We start from the raw sequence: 17,119 nt of genomic DNA on the forward strand, positions 1-17,119 counted from the left end.
AATCGGATAGTTTTTTCGCAAAACTACCTTACTGAAAAGCCACCTCCGCTTAGGGTTAGGAACATGAGTTCCGCGCATTAGCGTTACGCCCTTAGAGAAGGTGGCTTTTCCCATGAGTAAACAACGTGATTTCGATGTTGTAATCGTCGGTTCCGGTTTTGGTGGTTCTGTTTCTGCTTTGCGGTTGACCGAAAAGGGCTACCGAGTGGCAGTTCTCGAAGCTGGTCGACGGTTCGAAGATAAAGACTTTGCCAAGACCAGCTGGCGGCTTCACAAGTACCTGTGGGCTCCCAAGCTGGGACTCTTTGGCGTCCAGCGCGTGCACATGTTGAAAGATGTCATGATTCTCGCTGGTGCCGGCGTCGGCGGTGGTTCTCTTAACTACGCAAACACTCTGTATAAGCCGGGCACTGAATACTTCCAGCACCGTCAGTGGGGGCACATTACCGACTGGGAGTCAGAACTCACTCCGCACTATGACAATGCATCTCGCATGCTCGGGGTGGTCACCAACCCATCCGACACGCCTGCCGACGTCGTCATGCGTGAGGTAGCCGAAGATATGGGAGTGGGCCATACTTTCCGCTCGACTCCGGTGGGTGTGTTCTTCGGAGCCAAGACAGGTGGACAGGGTGCGCCAGGGCAAACAGTTTCCGATCCTTACTTCGGGGGGATTGGCCCGGACCGTACTGCTTGTACGGAATGTGGTGAGTGCATGACTGGTTGCCGTCACAATGCCAAGAACACCCTGGTTAAAAACTACCTCTACTTGGCGGAGAAGTTCGGTGCGCAGGTCTTTGACCGCACTACCGTTACTGGCCTGCATCCTCAGGCTGATGGCTCCTGGGTTATTGACACTGAGCGCACTGGCCGTTGGGTAGCTAAGGGCAAGCAGCAGTTTAGCGCTAAGCGCGTCATTCTCGCCGCCGGTGCCTGGGGCACCCAGAATTTGCTGCACCGCCAGCAGGCCGATGGGCACTTGCCGCTGCTGCCGAAGTCTTTGGGCAAGCTGACCCGCACCAACTCCGAGGCTATTTTGGGCGCGATGGGTACGAAGGTGGACCCGGAAAATGACTTCTCTAACGGTGTAGCCATCACTTCGTCATTCTTCCCAGACGAGGACACCCATATCGAGCCAGTGCGCTACGGTAAGGGCTCTAATGCCATCGCAATGCTGCAGATGATTATGACCGAAGGAGGTCGTCGGACTCCGCGATGGTTGCAGGCTGTGGGAACCGTCGTAAAGCATCCTAACTACCTGACGCAGCTCGTGAATCTGCGTAAGTGGTCGCAGCGCACCGTGATTTCTCTGGTGATGCAGAATCGCGACAACTCGATTACGACGTACCTGCAAAAGATCGGGCCGGTGCGTTTCCTGATGAGTAAGCAGGGCGAGGGGGAGCCGAATCCGACGTGGATTCCGTCGGGTAACGAAGCTACGCAACGTGCGGCGGACAAGCTCAGTGCACGTGGTCGGAATGGTCGTGTGCTGGCTGGGGGCACTATCGGTGAGTTGGCAAACATTCCTTTGACAGCTCACTTCATTGGCGGCGCAACGATTTCGGATTCACCCGAAAACGGCGTTGTTGATCCGTACTTGCGTGTGTGGGGTTACCCGACGCTCTCGATTCACGACGGTTCGGCGATGGCAGCCAACCCGGGAGTGAACCCGTCACTGTCGATTTCCGCGAATGCGGAGCGTGCAACGTCGCTGTGGCCGAATAAGGGTGAGGAAGATCAGCGTCCGGCGCAGGGTGAGTCCTACGTGCGCCTGGATCCGATTGCTCCGGTGAACCCGGCTGTGCCGGAAGATGCTCCGGCTGCACTGAACCTGGGTATGCCCGCAGTCCGTAAGTCTTGATAAGCTTTAGGGCGTGTCTGAACAGGTGACTAAGCCCGTCCTCGTCGTGGACTTCGGTGCGCAGTATGCGCAGCTCATCGCGCGACGTGTGCGCGAGGCAAAAATTTATTCCGAAGTGGTCTCGCATGATGCGACGACCGAAGAAATTAAGGCCAAGAACCCGGCCGCGCTGGTGCTGTCCGGCGGCCCGTCCAGTGCCTACGCCGAAGGTGCCCCGAAGCTCAACCCAGAGTGGCTTGAGCTGGGCATTCCGGTGTTTGGTATTTGCTACGGCTTCCAGGCGATGACTGAGGTGCTCGGCGGCACGATTGCTGCTACCGGTGACCGTGAGTACGGCCGCACGCAGCTGAACGTCGTCGATGGTGGCGGTGTCGCTCACACTTGTGTGCCGGAGACACACGAGGTGTGGATGAGCCACGGTGACGCGGTGTCTAAGGCACCGGAGGGCTTCACCGTTACGGCGTCCACCAAGGGTGCTCCGGTAGCGGCTTTCGAGTGCTTGGAAAAGCGCATGGCCGGTGTGCAGTACCACCCGGAGGTCAACCACTCGCCGTATGGTCAGCAGGTTCTGGAGAAGTTCCTGTATGAGATTGCTGGCCTGGAGCCGGACTGGACTGCCGCTAACATCGCGGAAGAGCTGATTGAGCAGGTCCGTAATCAGGTCGGTGAGACCGGTCGCGCAATTTGCGGTCTGTCTGGCGGCGTTGACTCCGCAGTTGCCGCCGCACTTGTGCAACGCGCTATTGGTGACCGTCTGACCTGTGTCTTCGTCGACCATGGGCTGCTGCGCCAGGGCGAGCGCGAGCAGGTTGAGAAGGATTTCGTTGCCGCAACTGGTGCGAAGCTGATTACCGTCGACGATTCCAGGGTCTTCCTGGATGCTCTGGCTGATATCACCGATCCGGAGACCAAACGTAAGACCATCGGCCGTGAGTTCATCCGCTCCTTCGAGCGCGCTGTCGCACAGGCGCTGGAGGGCGCTCCGGAGGGCGAGACCGTGGACTTCCTGGTCCAGGGCACCCTGTACCCGGATGTGGTTGAGTCCGGTGGCGGTTCTGGTACCGCCAACATTAAGAGCCACCACAACGTCGGCGGTCTGCCGGATGACGTTGAGTTCACCCTCGTTGAGCCGCTGCGCCTGCTGTTCAAGGACGAGGTCCGTGCGGTCGGCCGCGAACTGGGGCTGCCGGAAGAAATCGTCGCTCGCCAGCCGTTCCCGGGCCCGGGTCTTGGTATCCGCATCATCGGCGCTGTCGATGAGGAGCGTCTGGATACCCTCCGTCGCGCCGACGCCATTGCACGCGAGGAAATGACGGCCGCAGGTATGGACGAGGTTGTCTGGCAGTGCCCGGTCGTCCTGCTTGCCGACGTCCGCTCGGTTGGTGTCCAGGGTGATGGTCGTACTTATGGCCACCCAATCGTGCTGCGCCCGGTTTCCTCTGAGGATGCGATGACCGCTGACTGGACTCGTGTTCCCTACGATACGCTGGAGAAAATCTCCACCCGTATTACCAACGAGGTGCCAGAGGTCAACCGAGTGGTCCTGGATGTGACCTCCAAACCACCGGGAACCATTGAGTGGGAGTAAGCCACTAGTTGGCGAGGGCCGTGTCTGTGAGTTGTGCAAACTCGCGGGCACGGCCCTTTTCCGTCAGGGCCGAATTGTTCTTGGTGATGGTGATGCGCTTATCGGTGGTTAGGGTGTGGAGGGCTGCGCTCACGGCATCGTCGTCAAGCATGGCGAAATAGGGGAGCTGGTCGGTGAAGAAGACGTAGCCGTCGCGTAGACGCGCGATGAAGAGGACTGCGAGGATGCGGGCCTCTGGTGAGTCGGCAGGGTAGGGGCAACGCTGGGCGAAATTGTCAGGAAGGTGTGCAGCGAGGGGGAGGAATCCGAATTGCCGCGGCAGGATTGCGCAGGTAGCGGTGATGACGGCCAGAACTAGGGTCACGATGCAAGCGACCGGTGTAGAGGAGATTCGTTCGGCGACGGCGGCAATGATCCATGCTCCGGGGAAGATGAGCAGCACGCTTATACTGCTATTCCACGAGATGTCGTTTGGTGACTCACGCATTGGCTCTGCGAAGTAGGAGGGCCGAGTTTCTTTGGTGGGTGTTTTTGCGTGGCGCGGGAAAATGGTGATGCCAATGAGTGCGAGTAGAAGCGCAATCAGGATCCACCAGCCAATGGCGCCGATGATATGGGCGTTAAGCAGCGCGAGCAGCGTAATCACTGCGGTGATGACGCCAATCGCCGTCCCCAGCCGCACGGGGTTATTGATAAATTTTGTCGTGCGTTGAGTTGCGTCTTGGTAAGGCCCTGAAGAGTGTTGGCGTCGGCTGCATTCAGTCATACTTCTTAAGTTTAGTAGCGGTGGAACTATAGATTGTTGAGAGTCGTGTGGCTAGTGTTATGACCATGAGCATTGTAAAAATTAACGCTATTACCGTTCCTGAGGGTGCGGGAGAAGAGCTCGAACGTCGCTTTTCCGCTAACTCTTCGAAAATGACCGATGTCCCGGGTTTTATTGGTTTCCAGCTGCTGCGTCCAACCGCAGGGGAGAGCCGCTACTTCGTCTTCACTGAGTGGGAGAGCGAGGAGGCCTACCAGGGGTGGCGTGAGGGCCGTGCGTTCAAGGCATCGCATGAGGGCGAAAAGCGCAAGCCGGTGTCGTCGTCGGCTGATTTGCTCGAATTCGATGTAGTCCTGGATGTGAAGGCGTAAGCATTACGCAATGTAGTGTTCGGCTGAGGTTAGAGCGTCGCGCGGTGGTGTGCGGCGCTTTTCTTCGCACATTAATATCGAACGTACGTGCTATTTAAGGTAGTGTTTAATCCGCTTGTTGGGAAAGAATATTCGAGCAGGGTTCGTGGTGAGCATGGCAGTGAGATGAGGTGGAACAAGAAGTGACAACGGCGGTCAATATTGCTGCGGGGCAGTCTAGGGAGCAGACTATTGCGGCATTGCGGCAGGCGATGGCAGCCCAGTCTGGTGGGACTGCAACTGGTGCAACCTTTGGGCTCGGTGAGGCGCTGCCGGTGCCGGTGGCGTTGGAAAATACGTTGGCGGGAGCAGTGCGAAAAGGGGCTGTCAGTGTCATTGAACAGCCCGGTGCGGTATTGGCAGGCCTAATCGCGGAAGTTACGAAGACAGGTCATGTTGCGCTAGTTGGGCTCTCCGAGCAGGGGTTGCTCTCCGTGGTGGAGTTGGGCGGGAAGCTATCGAACATTGTCTGTGTGCCAGATCCTGGAATGCAGCCACTTGAAGTAATTGGGCTGTTGGCGGACGGCGTTGACTTGGTGGTGGCTTCGTTGGCACGCACTCCGCCGCCGTCGCAGGCACGTCCGCTGCAGGCACGACTGCGCACGAGTGGTTGTGCTCTGGTTTTTGTCGGGCAGCAGTGGCCGGGCGCTGAGTCGGAAATTTCCAGCTCTGTTGCTGGTGTTTCCGGGATTGGTACTGGTTATGGCCGGATTCGGGCAGTGGATTACCACGTCAGTGTGTCGGGGACGCGGTTTCCGCGGAGGCAGTGCCGTTGGCGGGTGGGGGAACAGGTGGAACAGAACAATGTGGTCGCCTTTCCCGCACAGAGGAGGTCCTAATGGCAGCGGCGGAATCGAGCCGTGTGGTGGCGCTATGGCTTCCTGATTGGCCAGTGCAGGCAGCGCATCTAGCATCTGTGACGTCGCAGGCTAATCCGCTCAGTCCAGTTGCAATTGTGGGTGATAGCGGAGTCGCTGCTTGTTCTCCAAGTGCGCGCCGTGCAGGGGTGCGGCGCGGGCAAAGTCGTCGCCATGCGGAAGCGTTGTGCCCGGAACTGGAGGTTGTCGAGGAAAGTGCGGTGCGCGACGCTGCGGAATTCGAATCCGTGCTGCAACGGTTGGAGGCGGTGGCAGCTGGTGTCGAAGCTCTACGGCCAGGCTTGGCGGTTGTGGCAGCGCGAGGGGTAATGCGTTATTACGGCGGACAGGATGTGGCCTTGGAAAAGCTGCTTGATGCCGCTGCGGTACCGGGCGTGGACTGCAGCTTGGGACTCGCAGACGATATTGTGACGGCTATTTTGGCAGCGCGCAGGGGAGTGCTGGTAGCTCCCGGGGAGGATGAAGGCCAAAGATTTCGGCAGGGAATCTCTCTGGTGGAGCTGAGGGCGGAAAGTGCACTGGAGATGCCCGCAGAGCTTGCGAAGTCGTGGCAGGAACTCGGTCTGCGCACATTGGGAGATGTCGCTGCGTTGCCGAAGCGGGATATAGCCAACAGGTTTGGGGCGCAGGGGGCTAGATGGCATGATTTGGCCTGTCGGGGGGAAGTGCGGTTGGTAGCGCCGCGATCTTTGCCACCAGGATTGGCTGCGAGCTACCAGTCTTGGGAGAGTCCACTCCGGAGAGTGGACGAGGCCTCATTCGTGGCGCGTTTTCTAGCTGGGCAACTGCATGAACAGCTTTTTAACCATGGGTATTCGTGTTACCGCTTAGCGGTGGTGGCGCAGTTTAGTGACGGCTCAGAGGTGCGCAGAGTATGGCGCTGCACTGAGCCACTGGCAGAACAGACTACGGCTGACAGAGTTCGGTGGCAGCTCGATGGCTGGCTGAATAACAGGAATCGGCAGCAGCCACGAGGGAACAGCGACACTGGTGCTGGAGTTGTTGGCTGCGCTGAGGAAAATGACGGAGATGATAGCCGCGGAATCGTAGAGCTGCAGTTAGAGCCACTGGATGTGGTCGCCGCCGGGACTGTAAAGCAGGATTTGTGGCACGGTAGTGATGATGCGCGAGCTAAAGCGCGCCGGGCTGCAGAGCGTGTGCAGGGGTTACTGGGGCCAGAGGCAGTACAGCAACCAGTCATGCAAGGCGGGCGTGGCCCAGGCGAAAGAGTGGGATTTGTCGCTTTCGGAGAAAACCCCAAAAACACAAAAACCGCGGAAATTAATCAGCCATGGCCGGGAGCTGTTCTTGCTCCCAATCCGGCAATTATTCCTGCGACTGCGAATGCAGAGGTGGAAGTGCTCGACGCCGATGGGCACACCGTGGGCGTAACTGGGCGAGCGACCATGACGGCGGAACCGTTCCTGGTGCGACATGGAGTAACAACATATCGCGTGTCATCGTGGGCTGGGCCCTGGCCGATTGATGAGCGCTGGTGGGTACCCGATGAGGCTCGCCGAGCGGCAAGAATACAAATCCGTGCGGTAGCGAATGACGGTACCATCGCCGCCTGGTTGCTCATAGGGCATGCCGGCGCATGGAGAATCGAGGGTGCTTACGCGTAGAGACGCAGTGGAGGAGGAGTGCGTCGGTGGGCAAACCGATTACTTCGATTGGAAGTCAATAACCAGGCGGTTCGGATTGCTCAACGAGAAAACCTTGAACGGGGTCTTATCTCCCTTGAGCCCGACGACATACTGAGTCTGCCCCTCGAAGGTTCCGGCACCGACGACTTCCTTAATAACGGACGTCGATGTCGGCTTGACCGAGTCAGAGGGGAAGTCCTCCATCTGGAAATCAAAGGGGTAGCCCATGCCCCGCAAGTCGATTACCAGCTTGGCTGTGCCGTCGACAGAAATCGGCTTGCCGGAGCCCTGCTGGGTTGGGACATCCTCGTAACGGACGAAGTATCCCGGTGTGCCCTCGCCGGTGAGTTCAAAGACAATACGGTCATAACCGTCGTGGGAACCGACGCGGACATCTTGAATACCCAAGTAAGCGCCATCGGAAGGAGCAGCTTCTGCAGAAGAGCTATTGAAATCGCCCTCCGGAGCAGCATCGTCATCCATGGTGGTCTGCGCCGCCGCAGACGAGCTAGTGGAGCTGCTAGAGCTGCTCGACAAATCGGAGGTGCCAGCGGTTGAGTCAGTTTTCATAGACAGTGCAGCAGCCGAGTCTGAGGAGGAGTCAGAGGAGCAGGCACCGAGAGCTAGACCCAATGCGAGGCACAGGGATGCCGCGATACGGGTACGAGTGCGCGAAGCATCCAGCGATTTCGTATTCATACGTCCGACGGTATGTGCGCAGTTGCGGAATTTCAACAAGTTGAACTGCAAAAGTCGAGGTCAAAGTTATTTGTTGTCAAAGTGTTGCACAATAGTAATAAAACAGGGGTGAACGCTGCGACCTAAGACCCAATCGCAGAGGCACTCAATTACGCTTAGGTGTATGAGCCAGGCCAAATTTGATACCACCTGTTCCGCTCAGATGGCTGAGCCGCTTCCCGGTACTGCAAAAGCCGGAAAGCTCTTTATTGCGTTGGAGCACCAACTCGGTTGGTCTCACGATATTTTTGACGGCGGGGTATGGGGAGCAGAGATCATCGGTCAGGTAGAAGCCTGGTTATCTGAGCGCGGTGGCGCGTTGCAGCTAATTCGCAAACCAGGCCGAATCGGCCAGCAGCCGTGTGATGGCGTTAACGTCTATATCGCGCATTGCGAGTCAGCGGATGGCTCTGAGGTTTTCCTCGAACATCGCATGGTTGCCGATGTTAAAGGCCTGATGACTCTGGATATCCGGCTTGGACAGCCCACCGAGGGGGCCACTCGTCTAGACCATCCACTGTTTCTCATCTGTACGCACGGTAAGCGCGATCGTTGCTGTGCGATTAAAGGTCGCCCGCTCGCTGCGGCGATGCACAACCTCTACCCAGAGGTCGTGTGGGAAACTTCCCACTCTAAGGGGCACCGCTTTGCGCCGGCTAGCGTACTGCTGCCATGGAATTACAGCTTTGGACGTCTGAGTGCGGTGGACGCCAAGGGGGTTATCGAAGACGCTCAGCGGGGCATCGTGCATGCAGAGGGCTGCCGCGGCCGTGGTATCTACACCCCGCAGGGGCAGGCAGCCGAGTTGGCTGTGCGTCGTCAAGCAGATACGTGGGGCGTAGACGACGTCGCACGCGTTGACGTCGACGGTACGACTGCGGTCGTCGTGCTTTACGACGGCCCCAGCGACCGCGACAAGGTCGTGGAATACGAAGTGGCCCTGGAGAAAATCACCACAGAAGGTGTTGTGTCTTCCTGCGGTGATGCTCCAGGGCCAAAGAAGGGCTGGGCTGCGGTCGAAGTAACCCGCCGCTAGCTAATGGCTAGCTAATGTGTGCGGCTACCTGCGCATAATCTTCTTGGAGAGCCAGTTGCCGAAGATCTGCGCCAACTGGACGATGAAGATGATGACCAGGGTTGTCACCAGAGTGACGTTCCAGTCGAATGCCTGGTAGCCGTAGGTGATTGCGAAGTTGCCCAGTCCGCCGCCGCCGATGTAGCCGGCCATAGCCGACATGTCGACCACGGCGATGAATGCGAAGGTGTAGCCAAGTACCAGTGGGCCCAGTGCCTCCGGCACGACGACCGTACGGATGATGCGCCACGGACTTGCGCCCATCGCACGGGCGGCCTCAATCACGCCGGGGTCGATGGACATCAAGTTCTGCTCCACCAGTCGCGCGATGGCGAATGTGGCGGCAATCGACATGACGAACACCGCGGCTTCGGTGCCGATCGTGGTGCCGACCACGTTCTTTGTCAGTGGGCCGATGGCCGTAACCAAGATGATGAACGGGATTGGGCGAACAAAGTTAATCAGGACATTGAGGACCTGGTAGACAAACTTGTTGCGCAACACGCCACCGTCGCGGGTGGTGTAGAGCAGCACGCCGATTGCCAGACCTGCAACACCACCAATCAGCATGGCGACACAGACCATGTAGAGCGTCTGGCCGAATGCCTCGCCCAGCATTGGGCCGAGGCTCTCCCAGTTGGTGTCCTTGCCACTCACCGATGGCAGAGAGTTTAAGAGACCGATCATGATGCAAGCTCCTCTACCTGTGTCAGTTCGGAAATGGCAGCAATGGCGGCATCGAAATCAGAGGAATCCGAGGCGGAATCACCTGTCAGCGGAGTCAACCGCAAAGTAAGGCGACCGTAGGACTTCGCCTGCACATTGGCGACTGCACCGTGTGCCACCGAGGCGGCGACACCGTGGGCACTAGTGGCCTGTGCTAGAGCACCGAGGTCAACACCGTCATTGATAGTGATGGTGATCAGGCGAGCCGCTGCGCTCTCGGCAGACTGATTCACCGAATCGCGTTCACGGCCAATTGGAACATCGCGCAGTGCGGTGGTGGCGAAGCGGCGGCCAACCTCAGTCTTGGGATTGGCGAAGACCTCGTGGACCGTACCGGTTTCGACGATGTGACCATTTTCCATGATGGCCATGCGGTCAGCGATACCGCGTACAACCGACATGTCATGGGTAATCAGCACGATAGTGACGCCCATTTCGCGATTGATGCGACGCAGCAGATCCAGGACACCGGAAGTAGTTTCCGGGTCGAGTGCCGAGGTGGCTTCGTCGGCAAGCAGGAGCGTCGGTTCGGTGGCGAGCGCACGGGCGATGCCGACACGCTGCTTCTGTCCACCCGAGAGCTGCTCTGGGAAGGACTCCGCTTTGTCGCCGAGGCCGACAAACTCCAACAGCTCCTGGGCGCGAGCGCGGCGCTTGGCCTTCGGCATCCCGGCCAGTTCCAGCGGGTATTCAACGTTGCGAATCGCGTTGCGCGAATGGAAGAGGTTGAAGTGCTGGAAGATCATGCCGATATTGCGGCGCAGACCCCGTAGCTGGCGCTCGGAGATGCCGACGATGTCGGTGTCATCTAGCAAAACCTGCCCGGAGGTTGGCTTTTCCAGGCCGTTAATCATACGGATGAGCGTTGATTTACCAGCGCCGGAATAACCGATGACGCCGAGGATTTCGCCGGGTTCAACGGTTAGGTTGATGTCGGCGAGCGCGGTGACGTCGCCGAATTGCTTGTTCAGCTCGCGGAATTCGAGCTTCGTTCCCTTGTTGGTCACGAGTGAATCAGTGCCCCTTGGTCTGTGTTCCCTGGTGTTGGGCGGTGCTTAGGTGGCAGTGGCGTTAGTTCTGCTCGCGCTGCTGCTCTTCGACGCGATCCAGAATGTCCTGCAGCTCCTTAGCCGAACGGTCAACCGGAACCGAGGTGCCCTTGGAGTCCTCAGCGACTGCGTCCTGGACCTCCTTGGAGTGCCAGATCTTGGAGAGCTCCGCGTACTTCGGGTTGTCAGCATTTTCAGCCTTGGTGACAAAGACGTTGATGTACGGCTCTGCCTCCGTGGAGTTCGGGTCATCCTGGAAGATGGCGGTGTTCGGGTCGATGCCAGCGCGGTCCAGGAAGGAGTTATTGATAATGGCAGGCTTGCCCTCACCGTAGGCGGCCGGAGTCTGAGCGGCATCCACCGGCAGAACCGTGACCTTGGAAGCTTCCTTATCGATGTCAGCAGGGGACGGGGTCAGCAGGTCATCCTGCTTCAGCTTCAGCAGGCCAGCCTGAACCAGCACGTTAATAGCGCGGCCCTGGTTGGACGGGTCGTTCGGGATGACGACCTCGGTGCCCTTCTCCAGCTCATCAACCGACTTGTGGTCCTTCCAGAACAGAGCCAGCGGGACAATTTCGCTCGAGCCAATCGGAGTCAGGTCCGACTTAGCGCCGACGTTGTACTCAGCCAAGAACTTGATGTGCTGGAAGAGATTGACGTCGAGCTGGCCCTCATCGAGTGCACGGTTCGGGGTCTGGTAGTCGGAGAAGGGCTGAACATCCAGATCGATGCCCTGTTCAGAAGCCTTCTGCTCGAAAACGGTCCAGGCCTTCTTGCCGGCATCCGTGGTGCCGATACGAATGGCGTCATCCGAGCTGCCACAGGCGGTAAGGCCGGTTGCGGCGAACGCGACAGTAAGTACACCGGCGGAAAAACGCTTGAGGTTCATCGAGGGGTCTCCTTATTTAATGGGATTTGTTAGCTGAAGTTTTAAGGCAGAACTAGACCAAGCTGTCTTTAATTCTGGGGTTAAGGCTAGCACTTGCCCAGGTAGTGCTGAAAATTCAACTTCAGCCTAAACAGTCGAACGTGGCTGAGGTGTGACTTACGGATGCGTCCCGGGGGTGGCGCTTAATGCACATACTAATCGAAAATACGTTTGAATGCAGTCCGTAGGGTGGGTTAATGTTCATGGCATGGAAAACATCTCGGACGGACAGTCGGAGCAGTCCGGTCGGCCACTGAGCTGGTCGCGGATTGAGCGTATTCTATCGGGTAAATTTTCAGGAAAACTACAGCCTAATGGCAGCTTCAATGGCTGGCGGGGGCAGCTGTCAGATTCCATCGTTGGGGCTTTTGAAGCTCCGGAAAGCGGTGTTAGTGGCGGAGGTGGCGTGTCATTTTCGCCTGCGGATATTAAGGCGGAATTGCACTGTCGTTCGAGCTATTCATTCCTGCATGGCGCATCGGATCCGGAAGAATTGGTGTCCGAGGCTGCGCGTTTGGGGTTAAACGTGTTGGGGCTCGCAGATCGCGATGGTTTCTATGGAATCGCTCGTTTTGCCGAGGCTGCAGCGGAGGCTGGTATCGCCACAATCATCGGCGCGGAGCTGGGGCTTCCGCAGCGGCCCCTCACAGTGCTGGGGCGGGGGCCCGAGGGCTATCGGCGCCTGAGCCACACGCTGTGTGATGCGCATATGTCGGCAGGGGAGAAGTCCGTCGTCCGCTATCCCTCGCTGCCAGAGTTAGGGGAGGCCGCAGGTGGTTTCTGGCAGGTGCTTGCCGACGTCAGCTGGGTCGGCGACTTGGAAGAGCTCATTGCGGCCTTCGGTGCGGAGAATGTGGCACTCGAACACCGCGTGAGCCCCACCGCGCAGGCGGCCGATGACGCGGAAGCTATTTCAGCCGCAGCTGTGAAGTATGGCCTGCGGGAGGTGGTTTCCTCTGCTGCGACGTCAGCTTCGCCTGCGACAAGCCGGTTGGCTGGGGCTAAACAGGCTCTTGCTGTGAGAGAGGACTTAGGCGGGTTCGAGTCACGACTGGAGCCGGCAGGCGGAGCTTGGTTGCGTTCGTGGGAGGAGCTAGCGGCGGCAACACGGTATCTGGGGGTGCAGGTGCTGCGGTCAACACAGGACATTGCAGGTGAGTGTGCTTTTACGCTTGACCTCATTGCGCCTGAGTTGCCTCGCTGGGAAGTGCCAGAGGGCCACGATGAGGACTCCTGGCTGCGGGAAATTGCCCGTGCGGGGGCACGGCGGCGGTATGGTCCGGTCGATGGAGCTGGGGACGGCTCCGTGCAAGCGCGGGCGTGGGCGCAGTTAGAACATGAGCTGACTGTGATTCGAGAGTTGGGCTTTCCGGGCTACTTCCTCATCGTGCACGACATCTGTGAGTTCTGTCGCCGGGCGGGAATTCTGGCGCAGGGGCGCGGTTCGGCCGCTAACTCGGTGGTGTGTTTTGCGCTGGGGATCACCAATGTTGACCCCATTAGTGCCGGGCTGTTGTTCGAGAGGTTTTTGTCGCCAGAACGGGATGGTCCGCCGGATATTGATGTAGACATCGAGTCTGGTCGTAGGGAAGAGGTTATCCAATACGTCTATGAAAAGTATGGTCGTGACAATGCCGCGCAGGTAGCCAATGTCATTACCTACCGGCGGCGCGGCGCATTGCGCGATGCGGCGCGGGTGTTGGGATACTCGCCGGGCGTTATCGATGCGTGGGTCAGAGACCGGGAAGCGTGTCCGCCGGAGCCGGTGCGAAAACTGGCGGAGCAGCTTCGTGGGCAGCCTCGTCATTTAGGCATTCACTCTGGCGGAATGGTGATTTGTGATCGGCCGATTGCGGATGTCGTGCCAGTGGAATGGGCACGCATGGAGGGGCGCTCAGTAGTGCAGTGGGATAAGGATGACTGTGCGGCAGCGGGACTGGTGAAGTTCGACCTGCTTGGCCTCGGAATGCTGGAGGCCATCCACCATTGCATTGACTTGGTCTATGAACAGCATGGGCGCCGAGTGAACCTGTGGGAAATAGATGTCGCTGAACCGGAGGTTTACGAGATGTTGGCACGCGCGGACGCGGTGGGCGTGTTTCAGGTGGAATCGCGCGCGCAGCTGGCCACCTTGCCCCGACTGAAGCCGAGGGAGTTCTTTGATCTGGTGGTGGAGGTGGCACTCATTCGCCCAGGCCCCATTCAAGGCGGTAGCGTGCACCCCTACATTCGCCGCCGAAATGGACTCGAACCGGTGACCTATGAGCATCCGGTGTTGGAGAAGTCTCTCGGGAAGACACTGGGCATTCCGCTATTTCAAGAGCAGCTGATGCAAATGGCCGTCGATGCGGCGGATTTCAGCGGGGCGGAAGCGGACTCGCTGCGCCGCGCTATGGGGTCGAAGCGCTCAGTGGCCAAAATGGAAGCGCTCCATGCCCGTTTTCTGGCTGGGCTGGAGCGCACCAGTGGCATTGATGCGGATATTGGGGAACAACTGTGGAACAAGATAGTGGCCTTTGCCGCCTACGGTTTCCCTGAATCACACGCGCAGTCGTTTGCCTCCTTGGTGTATTTCTCGGCCTGGTTTAAGTACCACTATCCGGCGGAGTTCTGTGTAGCGTTGCTCCGTGCTCAGCCCATGGGGTTTTACTCTCCGCAGTCGTTGATTGCCGATGCCCGCCGGCACGGTATCGGCTGCGATGGTCCGGATATCGCAGTTTCAGGCGTGGAAGCCAGCGTCATCGATGGTCGTATTCGTTTGGGGATCGGTGCCATTGCCGGTGTGGGCAATGACGTGGCGGAACGTATCGTCGCAGCGCGGCCATTTGTCAACGCAGCAGATGTCGCCCGCAGAGCTCGGCTGGGTGTTGGGCACATGGAAGCACTGGCGCGCGCAGGAGCACTTGGGTCGCTGGGGATTGACCGTCGTCAAGCACTGTGGGCGGCGGGCGTGGCGGCGACGGAAAGTGAGGGCATGCTGCCGGGGCTCACGCTTGCCGACGCACCGGCGTTGCCCGGCATGACGGAGTTTGAGCTGGCAGCTGCCGATTTGATGGCAACGGGAGTGACCCCGGGGCAGTACCCGGTGGCCGCGTTGCGGGCAGACCTGCAGGAACGTGGAGTGGTGCCTGCGGCAGAACTGAAAGCAGTGCCCGACGGAACACGAGTAGAAGTGGCGGGAGTCGTGACACATAGGCAACGTCCAGGGACAGCTGGCGGAGTGACATTTTTGGGAATGGAGGACGAAACTGGGCTGGTGAATGTGCTGTGTACACCGGGGCTGTGGAATCGTTTTCGGCCGGTAGCGGTGAATTCGCGGGCGATGGTGGTGCGCGGTATCGCGCAGACAGCCTCTGGTGCGGTGACAATCGTGGCCGATCGTCTGGTGGATATGTCCGAGGCTCTGGGGCAGCCGGTGGTGGCAGGTCGAAGTAGAGATTTTCGCTGACTACTAGAATGGATTGTCATGCGCCAGACCTATGAATCCTCGTTAGCACCGGATGGGAGTGCAATCGCCTTTATTGTCCGCGATAGCGGCTACCCGCGTGCGGTACAGCAGGAGATTACTCCGGAGGGGCTAGGGGCGGAGCGCCCCGTGAAACTGCCGGTGGAAGGCCCGGTTACCAGGGTGCTGCACTCTCCGGATGGAAAGTGGATTGCCTGCGAGGTCTCTCCGTACGGTACGGAGCGTTTGCAGACCTGGCTGGTATCCACCGATCCGGAGGTCGACGGTGCCCGCCCCCTGCGTATGGATGCGGATATGCGCGCCACACTGGTGGAATGGGATAACGATCTCCTAGCGATGAACGCGGTCGATGCCCAGGGTATTAACTATGCGCGTTTGGTCAACCCGACGGACTCAAAGTATGAGGTCATTGATAAACGCACTGACAGCCAGCTGGTAGCGGCTGAAGGTGGGTTTGGCCTCGTGCGGGTGGGACCGCGAGGCCACCGGGAGTTACTACTAGTCGGGCCGGGGCAGCAGTGGCAGCCGCTGTTGCCATCCGATCCTGGCTCTACCACGGATGTCGGTGTCTTATTGGCGCATCCGGGGCAGGAGAAGCTGACCGCATTCGTGCTCTCAGATCATGGCGCGGAACAGCGTCGCATCCTGCGCCTGGGTATTACTCCCGACAGCGGTATCAGCACCACGGAGCCGCGTACAGCGGAATCGACCGCAGCGGAGATTTTGGATATGAAGATTGGCATCGAAGTTGATGTCGAGGAGTTCATTGGCAATCCGGATCAAGACGTCGAAGAATTCGTCATTAGTGAGGATTCCTCCACCGCGGCTGTGCTGTGGAATAGCGGTGGGGTCAGCACGCTCGAGGTGCTAACCCTTGGCCTTCACCCGCAGACTGACGACATGCGGGTGATGGTGCGCCGCAATGTGGAATTGCCGGGCATGGTTGCGCGCGAGCTGTCAATCTCCGGGGACGGTGAGCTGATCTCCCTGACAGTAGAAGGGCCAGGCCTTGCGCCAACGGTGGAGATTCTGCGCAATATCGGTGGTGTCATTGAGCCATTGGATATGGAACGCACCGAACGGATTTTGGCTCTGGAAGAGAAGAATCTGGAGACCATGCCGGCTCCAGAGCTGGTCTACTTTGTCTCCCGCGATGGGTTGGAACTGTCTGGTTGGCTCTACCTTCCGGAGTCGGTGCGCAATAGTTCTAATGACGTTTCCGGAAGCGCACTACCGCCGGCTTTCATCCACATCCACGGCGGACCAGAACTGCAGGCGAAACCCATCCACCACGATGTTCTAGCCAGCATTGTGGAGGCGGGCTTCGTGGTGTTCACTCCTAATGTGCGCGGTTCCTCAGGGTCCGGTAGGTCATTCGAGCACGCGGGCGACCGCTATGGGCGCTTTGCCGCTATTGCGGATATCGCAGCGGCGCGTTCCTTCCTCGTTGATGCCGGGTTGGCGGACCCAGAACGCATTGCTCTGGGCGGGCGATCCTACGGTGGCTTCATGTCGCTGTTGGCCTCGGCATGGTACCCGGATCAGTTTGCGGCCATCGTCGATGCCTGCGGAATGACAAGTTTTGAAACCTACTACCAATCCACCGAGCCCTGGTTGGCGCAGGCCGCGTTCCCCCGATACGGCTACCCGTACCAGGATGCTGAGCTTCTGCGCGATATCTCGCCGCTGCACCGTGCGGAGGAAATGAAGGTTCCAACTCTCTTTATCCACGGCGAGTGGGATACCAACGTGCCTCCGCGAGAGTCCGGTCAGATGCGCAACGCCATGGACGCATACGGCGTGCCCACCGATTTTCTAGTGGTCGAGGGAGAGGGCCATAAGTTCTCGAAGCCGAGGAGCCGAGCGCTAATCGGTGAGACCATCATCGCGTTTTTCACCGAGCACGGTGTGTGCGATGCGGCGCCTGCCACGACAGCGGCAGCAGAAACCAACAACGAGCAGTAAAAGAAGCAGCGGAAAAGAACTGA

13 protein-coding genes are annotated in these 17,119 nt (G+C 58.9%); 8 read left to right on the forward strand and 5 right to left on the reverse strand.

The window, feature by feature from the left end:
• Positions 1–112: 112 nt before the first annotated feature.
• Entirely contained in the window at positions 113–1,861 is a 1,749-nt protein-coding gene (locus tag HMPREF2751_RS09760; RefSeq protein ID WP_049169947.1) for an FAD-dependent oxidoreductase, read from the forward strand.
• Between the two features lie 13 nt (positions 1,862–1,874).
• A complete protein-coding gene (gene guaA, locus HMPREF2751_RS09765; RefSeq protein ID WP_070595941.1) occupies positions 1,875–3,449 on the forward strand; it encodes a glutamine-hydrolyzing GMP synthase in 1,575 nt (524 codons plus the stop codon).
• A 4-nt stretch (positions 3,450–3,453) separates the two neighbouring features.
• Here the strand turns inward: guaA and HMPREF2751_RS09770 are convergent, their stop codons facing one another.
• Entirely contained in the window at positions 3,454–4,215 is a 762-nt protein-coding gene (locus HMPREF2751_RS09770; RefSeq protein ID WP_070595942.1) for a hypothetical protein, read from the reverse strand.
• Positions 4,216–4,280: 65 nt separating this feature from the next.
• Here HMPREF2751_RS09770 and HMPREF2751_RS09775 point away from each other — a divergent pair, with 65 nt between their 5' ends.
• The 3 genes from HMPREF2751_RS09775 (at position 4,281) to HMPREF2751_RS09785 (ending at position 7,128) form a co-directional block, all read left to right on the forward strand.
• Positions 4,281–4,586, forward strand: a complete 306-nt coding sequence (locus tag HMPREF2751_RS09775; RefSeq protein ID WP_038629377.1) for an antibiotic biosynthesis monooxygenase family protein — start codon at positions 4,281–4,283, stop codon at positions 4,584–4,586.
• 182 nt (positions 4,587–4,768) lie between these two features.
• Entirely contained in the window at positions 4,769–5,464 is a 696-nt protein-coding gene (locus HMPREF2751_RS09780; RefSeq protein WP_070595978.1) for a hypothetical protein, read from the forward strand.
• Positions 5,464–7,128, forward strand: coding sequence for a Y-family DNA polymerase (locus tag HMPREF2751_RS09785; protein ID WP_070595943.1), 1,665 nt, complete (start codon positions 5,464–5,466; stop codon positions 7,126–7,128). Before HMPREF2751_RS09780 ends, HMPREF2751_RS09785 begins: the two co-directional genes overlap by 1 nt.
• A gap of 39 nt (positions 7,129–7,167) precedes the next feature.
• On the opposite strand, the gene HMPREF2751_RS09790 is transcribed toward HMPREF2751_RS09785, so the two are convergent.
• Positions 7,168–7,848, reverse strand: a complete 681-nt coding sequence (locus tag HMPREF2751_RS09790) for an AMIN-like domain-containing (lipo)protein (protein WP_049190345.1) — start codon at positions 7,846–7,848, stop codon at positions 7,168–7,170.
• A gap of 163 nt (positions 7,849–8,011) precedes the next feature.
• Between HMPREF2751_RS09790 and HMPREF2751_RS09795 the strand changes: the two genes are divergently transcribed.
• Entirely contained in the window at positions 8,012–8,923 is a 912-nt protein-coding gene (locus HMPREF2751_RS09795; RefSeq protein WP_070595944.1) for a sucrase ferredoxin, read from the forward strand.
• Positions 8,924–8,947: 24 nt separating this feature from the next.
• Here HMPREF2751_RS09795 and HMPREF2751_RS09800 read toward each other — a convergent pair whose 3' ends face one another.
• The 3 genes from HMPREF2751_RS09800 to HMPREF2751_RS09810 all read right to left on the reverse strand — a co-directional run bounded on the left by HMPREF2751_RS09800 (position 8,948) and on the right by HMPREF2751_RS09810 (position 11,626).
• Entirely contained in the window at positions 8,948–9,580 is a 633-nt protein-coding gene (locus tag HMPREF2751_RS09800; protein ID WP_224433327.1) for a methionine ABC transporter permease, read from the reverse strand.
• Positions 9,581–9,645: 65 nt separating this feature from the next.
• Positions 9,646–10,695, reverse strand: a complete 1,050-nt coding sequence (locus HMPREF2751_RS09805; protein WP_070595945.1) for a methionine ABC transporter ATP-binding protein — start codon at positions 10,693–10,695, stop codon at positions 9,646–9,648.
• 64 nt (positions 10,696–10,759) lie between these two features.
• Positions 10,760–11,626 (reverse strand): MetQ/NlpA family ABC transporter substrate-binding protein, encoded by an 867-nt coding sequence (locus HMPREF2751_RS09810; RefSeq protein WP_016422131.1) that lies wholly within the window; start codon positions 11,624–11,626, stop codon positions 10,760–10,762.
• 247 nt (positions 11,627–11,873) lie between these two features.
• On the opposite strand from HMPREF2751_RS09810, the gene HMPREF2751_RS09815 reads away from it, so the two are divergent.
• Both HMPREF2751_RS09815 and HMPREF2751_RS09820 read left to right on the forward strand, forming a co-directional pair.
• On the forward strand, positions 11,874–15,113 hold the full coding sequence (locus tag HMPREF2751_RS09815) for an error-prone DNA polymerase (protein ID WP_070595979.1): 3,240 nt from the start codon (positions 11,874–11,876) through the stop codon (positions 15,111–15,113).
• Positions 15,114–15,131: 18 nt separating this feature from the next.
• Positions 15,132–17,096: an alpha/beta hydrolase family protein gene (locus tag HMPREF2751_RS09820; RefSeq protein WP_070595946.1), complete on the forward strand. Its 1,965-nt coding sequence runs from the start codon at positions 15,132–15,134 to the stop codon at positions 17,094–17,096.
• Positions 17,097–17,119: the final 23 nt, after the last annotated feature.

Source organism: Corynebacterium sp. HMSC063G05, from assembly GCF_001810555.1.
GTDB classification, from domain to species: Bacteria; Actinomycetota; Actinomycetes; order Mycobacteriales; family Mycobacteriaceae; genus Corynebacterium; species Corynebacterium jeikeium_D.

Coding starts and splice junctions, on each gene's coding strand:
- HMPREF2751_RS09795 (WP_070595944.1), top strand. CDS start 8,012: ATGAGCCAGGCCAAATTTGATACCACCTGTTCCGCTCAGATGGCTGAG.
- HMPREF2751_RS09800 (WP_224433327.1), bottom strand. CDS start 9,580: ATGCTGGGCGAGGCATTCGGCCAGACGCTCTACATGGTCTGTGTCGCC.
- HMPREF2751_RS09785 (WP_070595943.1), top strand. CDS start 5,464: ATGGCAGCGGCGGAATCGAGCCGTGTGGTGGCGCTATGGCTTCCTGAT.
- HMPREF2751_RS09820 (WP_070595946.1), top strand. CDS start 15,132: ATGCGCCAGACCTATGAATCCTCGTTAGCACCGGATGGGAGTGCAATC.
- HMPREF2751_RS09810 (WP_016422131.1), bottom strand. CDS start 11,626: ATGAACCTCAAGCGTTTTTCCGCCGGTGTACTTACTGTCGCGTTCGCC.
- HMPREF2751_RS09760 (WP_049169947.1), top strand. CDS start 113: ATGAGTAAACAACGTGATTTCGATGTTGTAATCGTCGGTTCCGGTTTT.
- HMPREF2751_RS09790 (WP_049190345.1), bottom strand. CDS start 7,848: ATGAATACGAAATCGCTGGATGCTTCGCGCACTCGTACCCGTATCGCG.
- HMPREF2751_RS09770 (WP_070595942.1), bottom strand. CDS start 4,215: ATGACTGAATGCAGCCGACGCCAACACTCTTCAGGGCCTTACCAAGAC.
- HMPREF2751_RS09775 (WP_038629377.1), top strand. CDS start 4,281: ATGAGCATTGTAAAAATTAACGCTATTACCGTTCCTGAGGGTGCGGGA.
- HMPREF2751_RS09815 (WP_070595979.1), top strand. CDS start 11,874: ATGGAAAACATCTCGGACGGACAGTCGGAGCAGTCCGGTCGGCCACTG.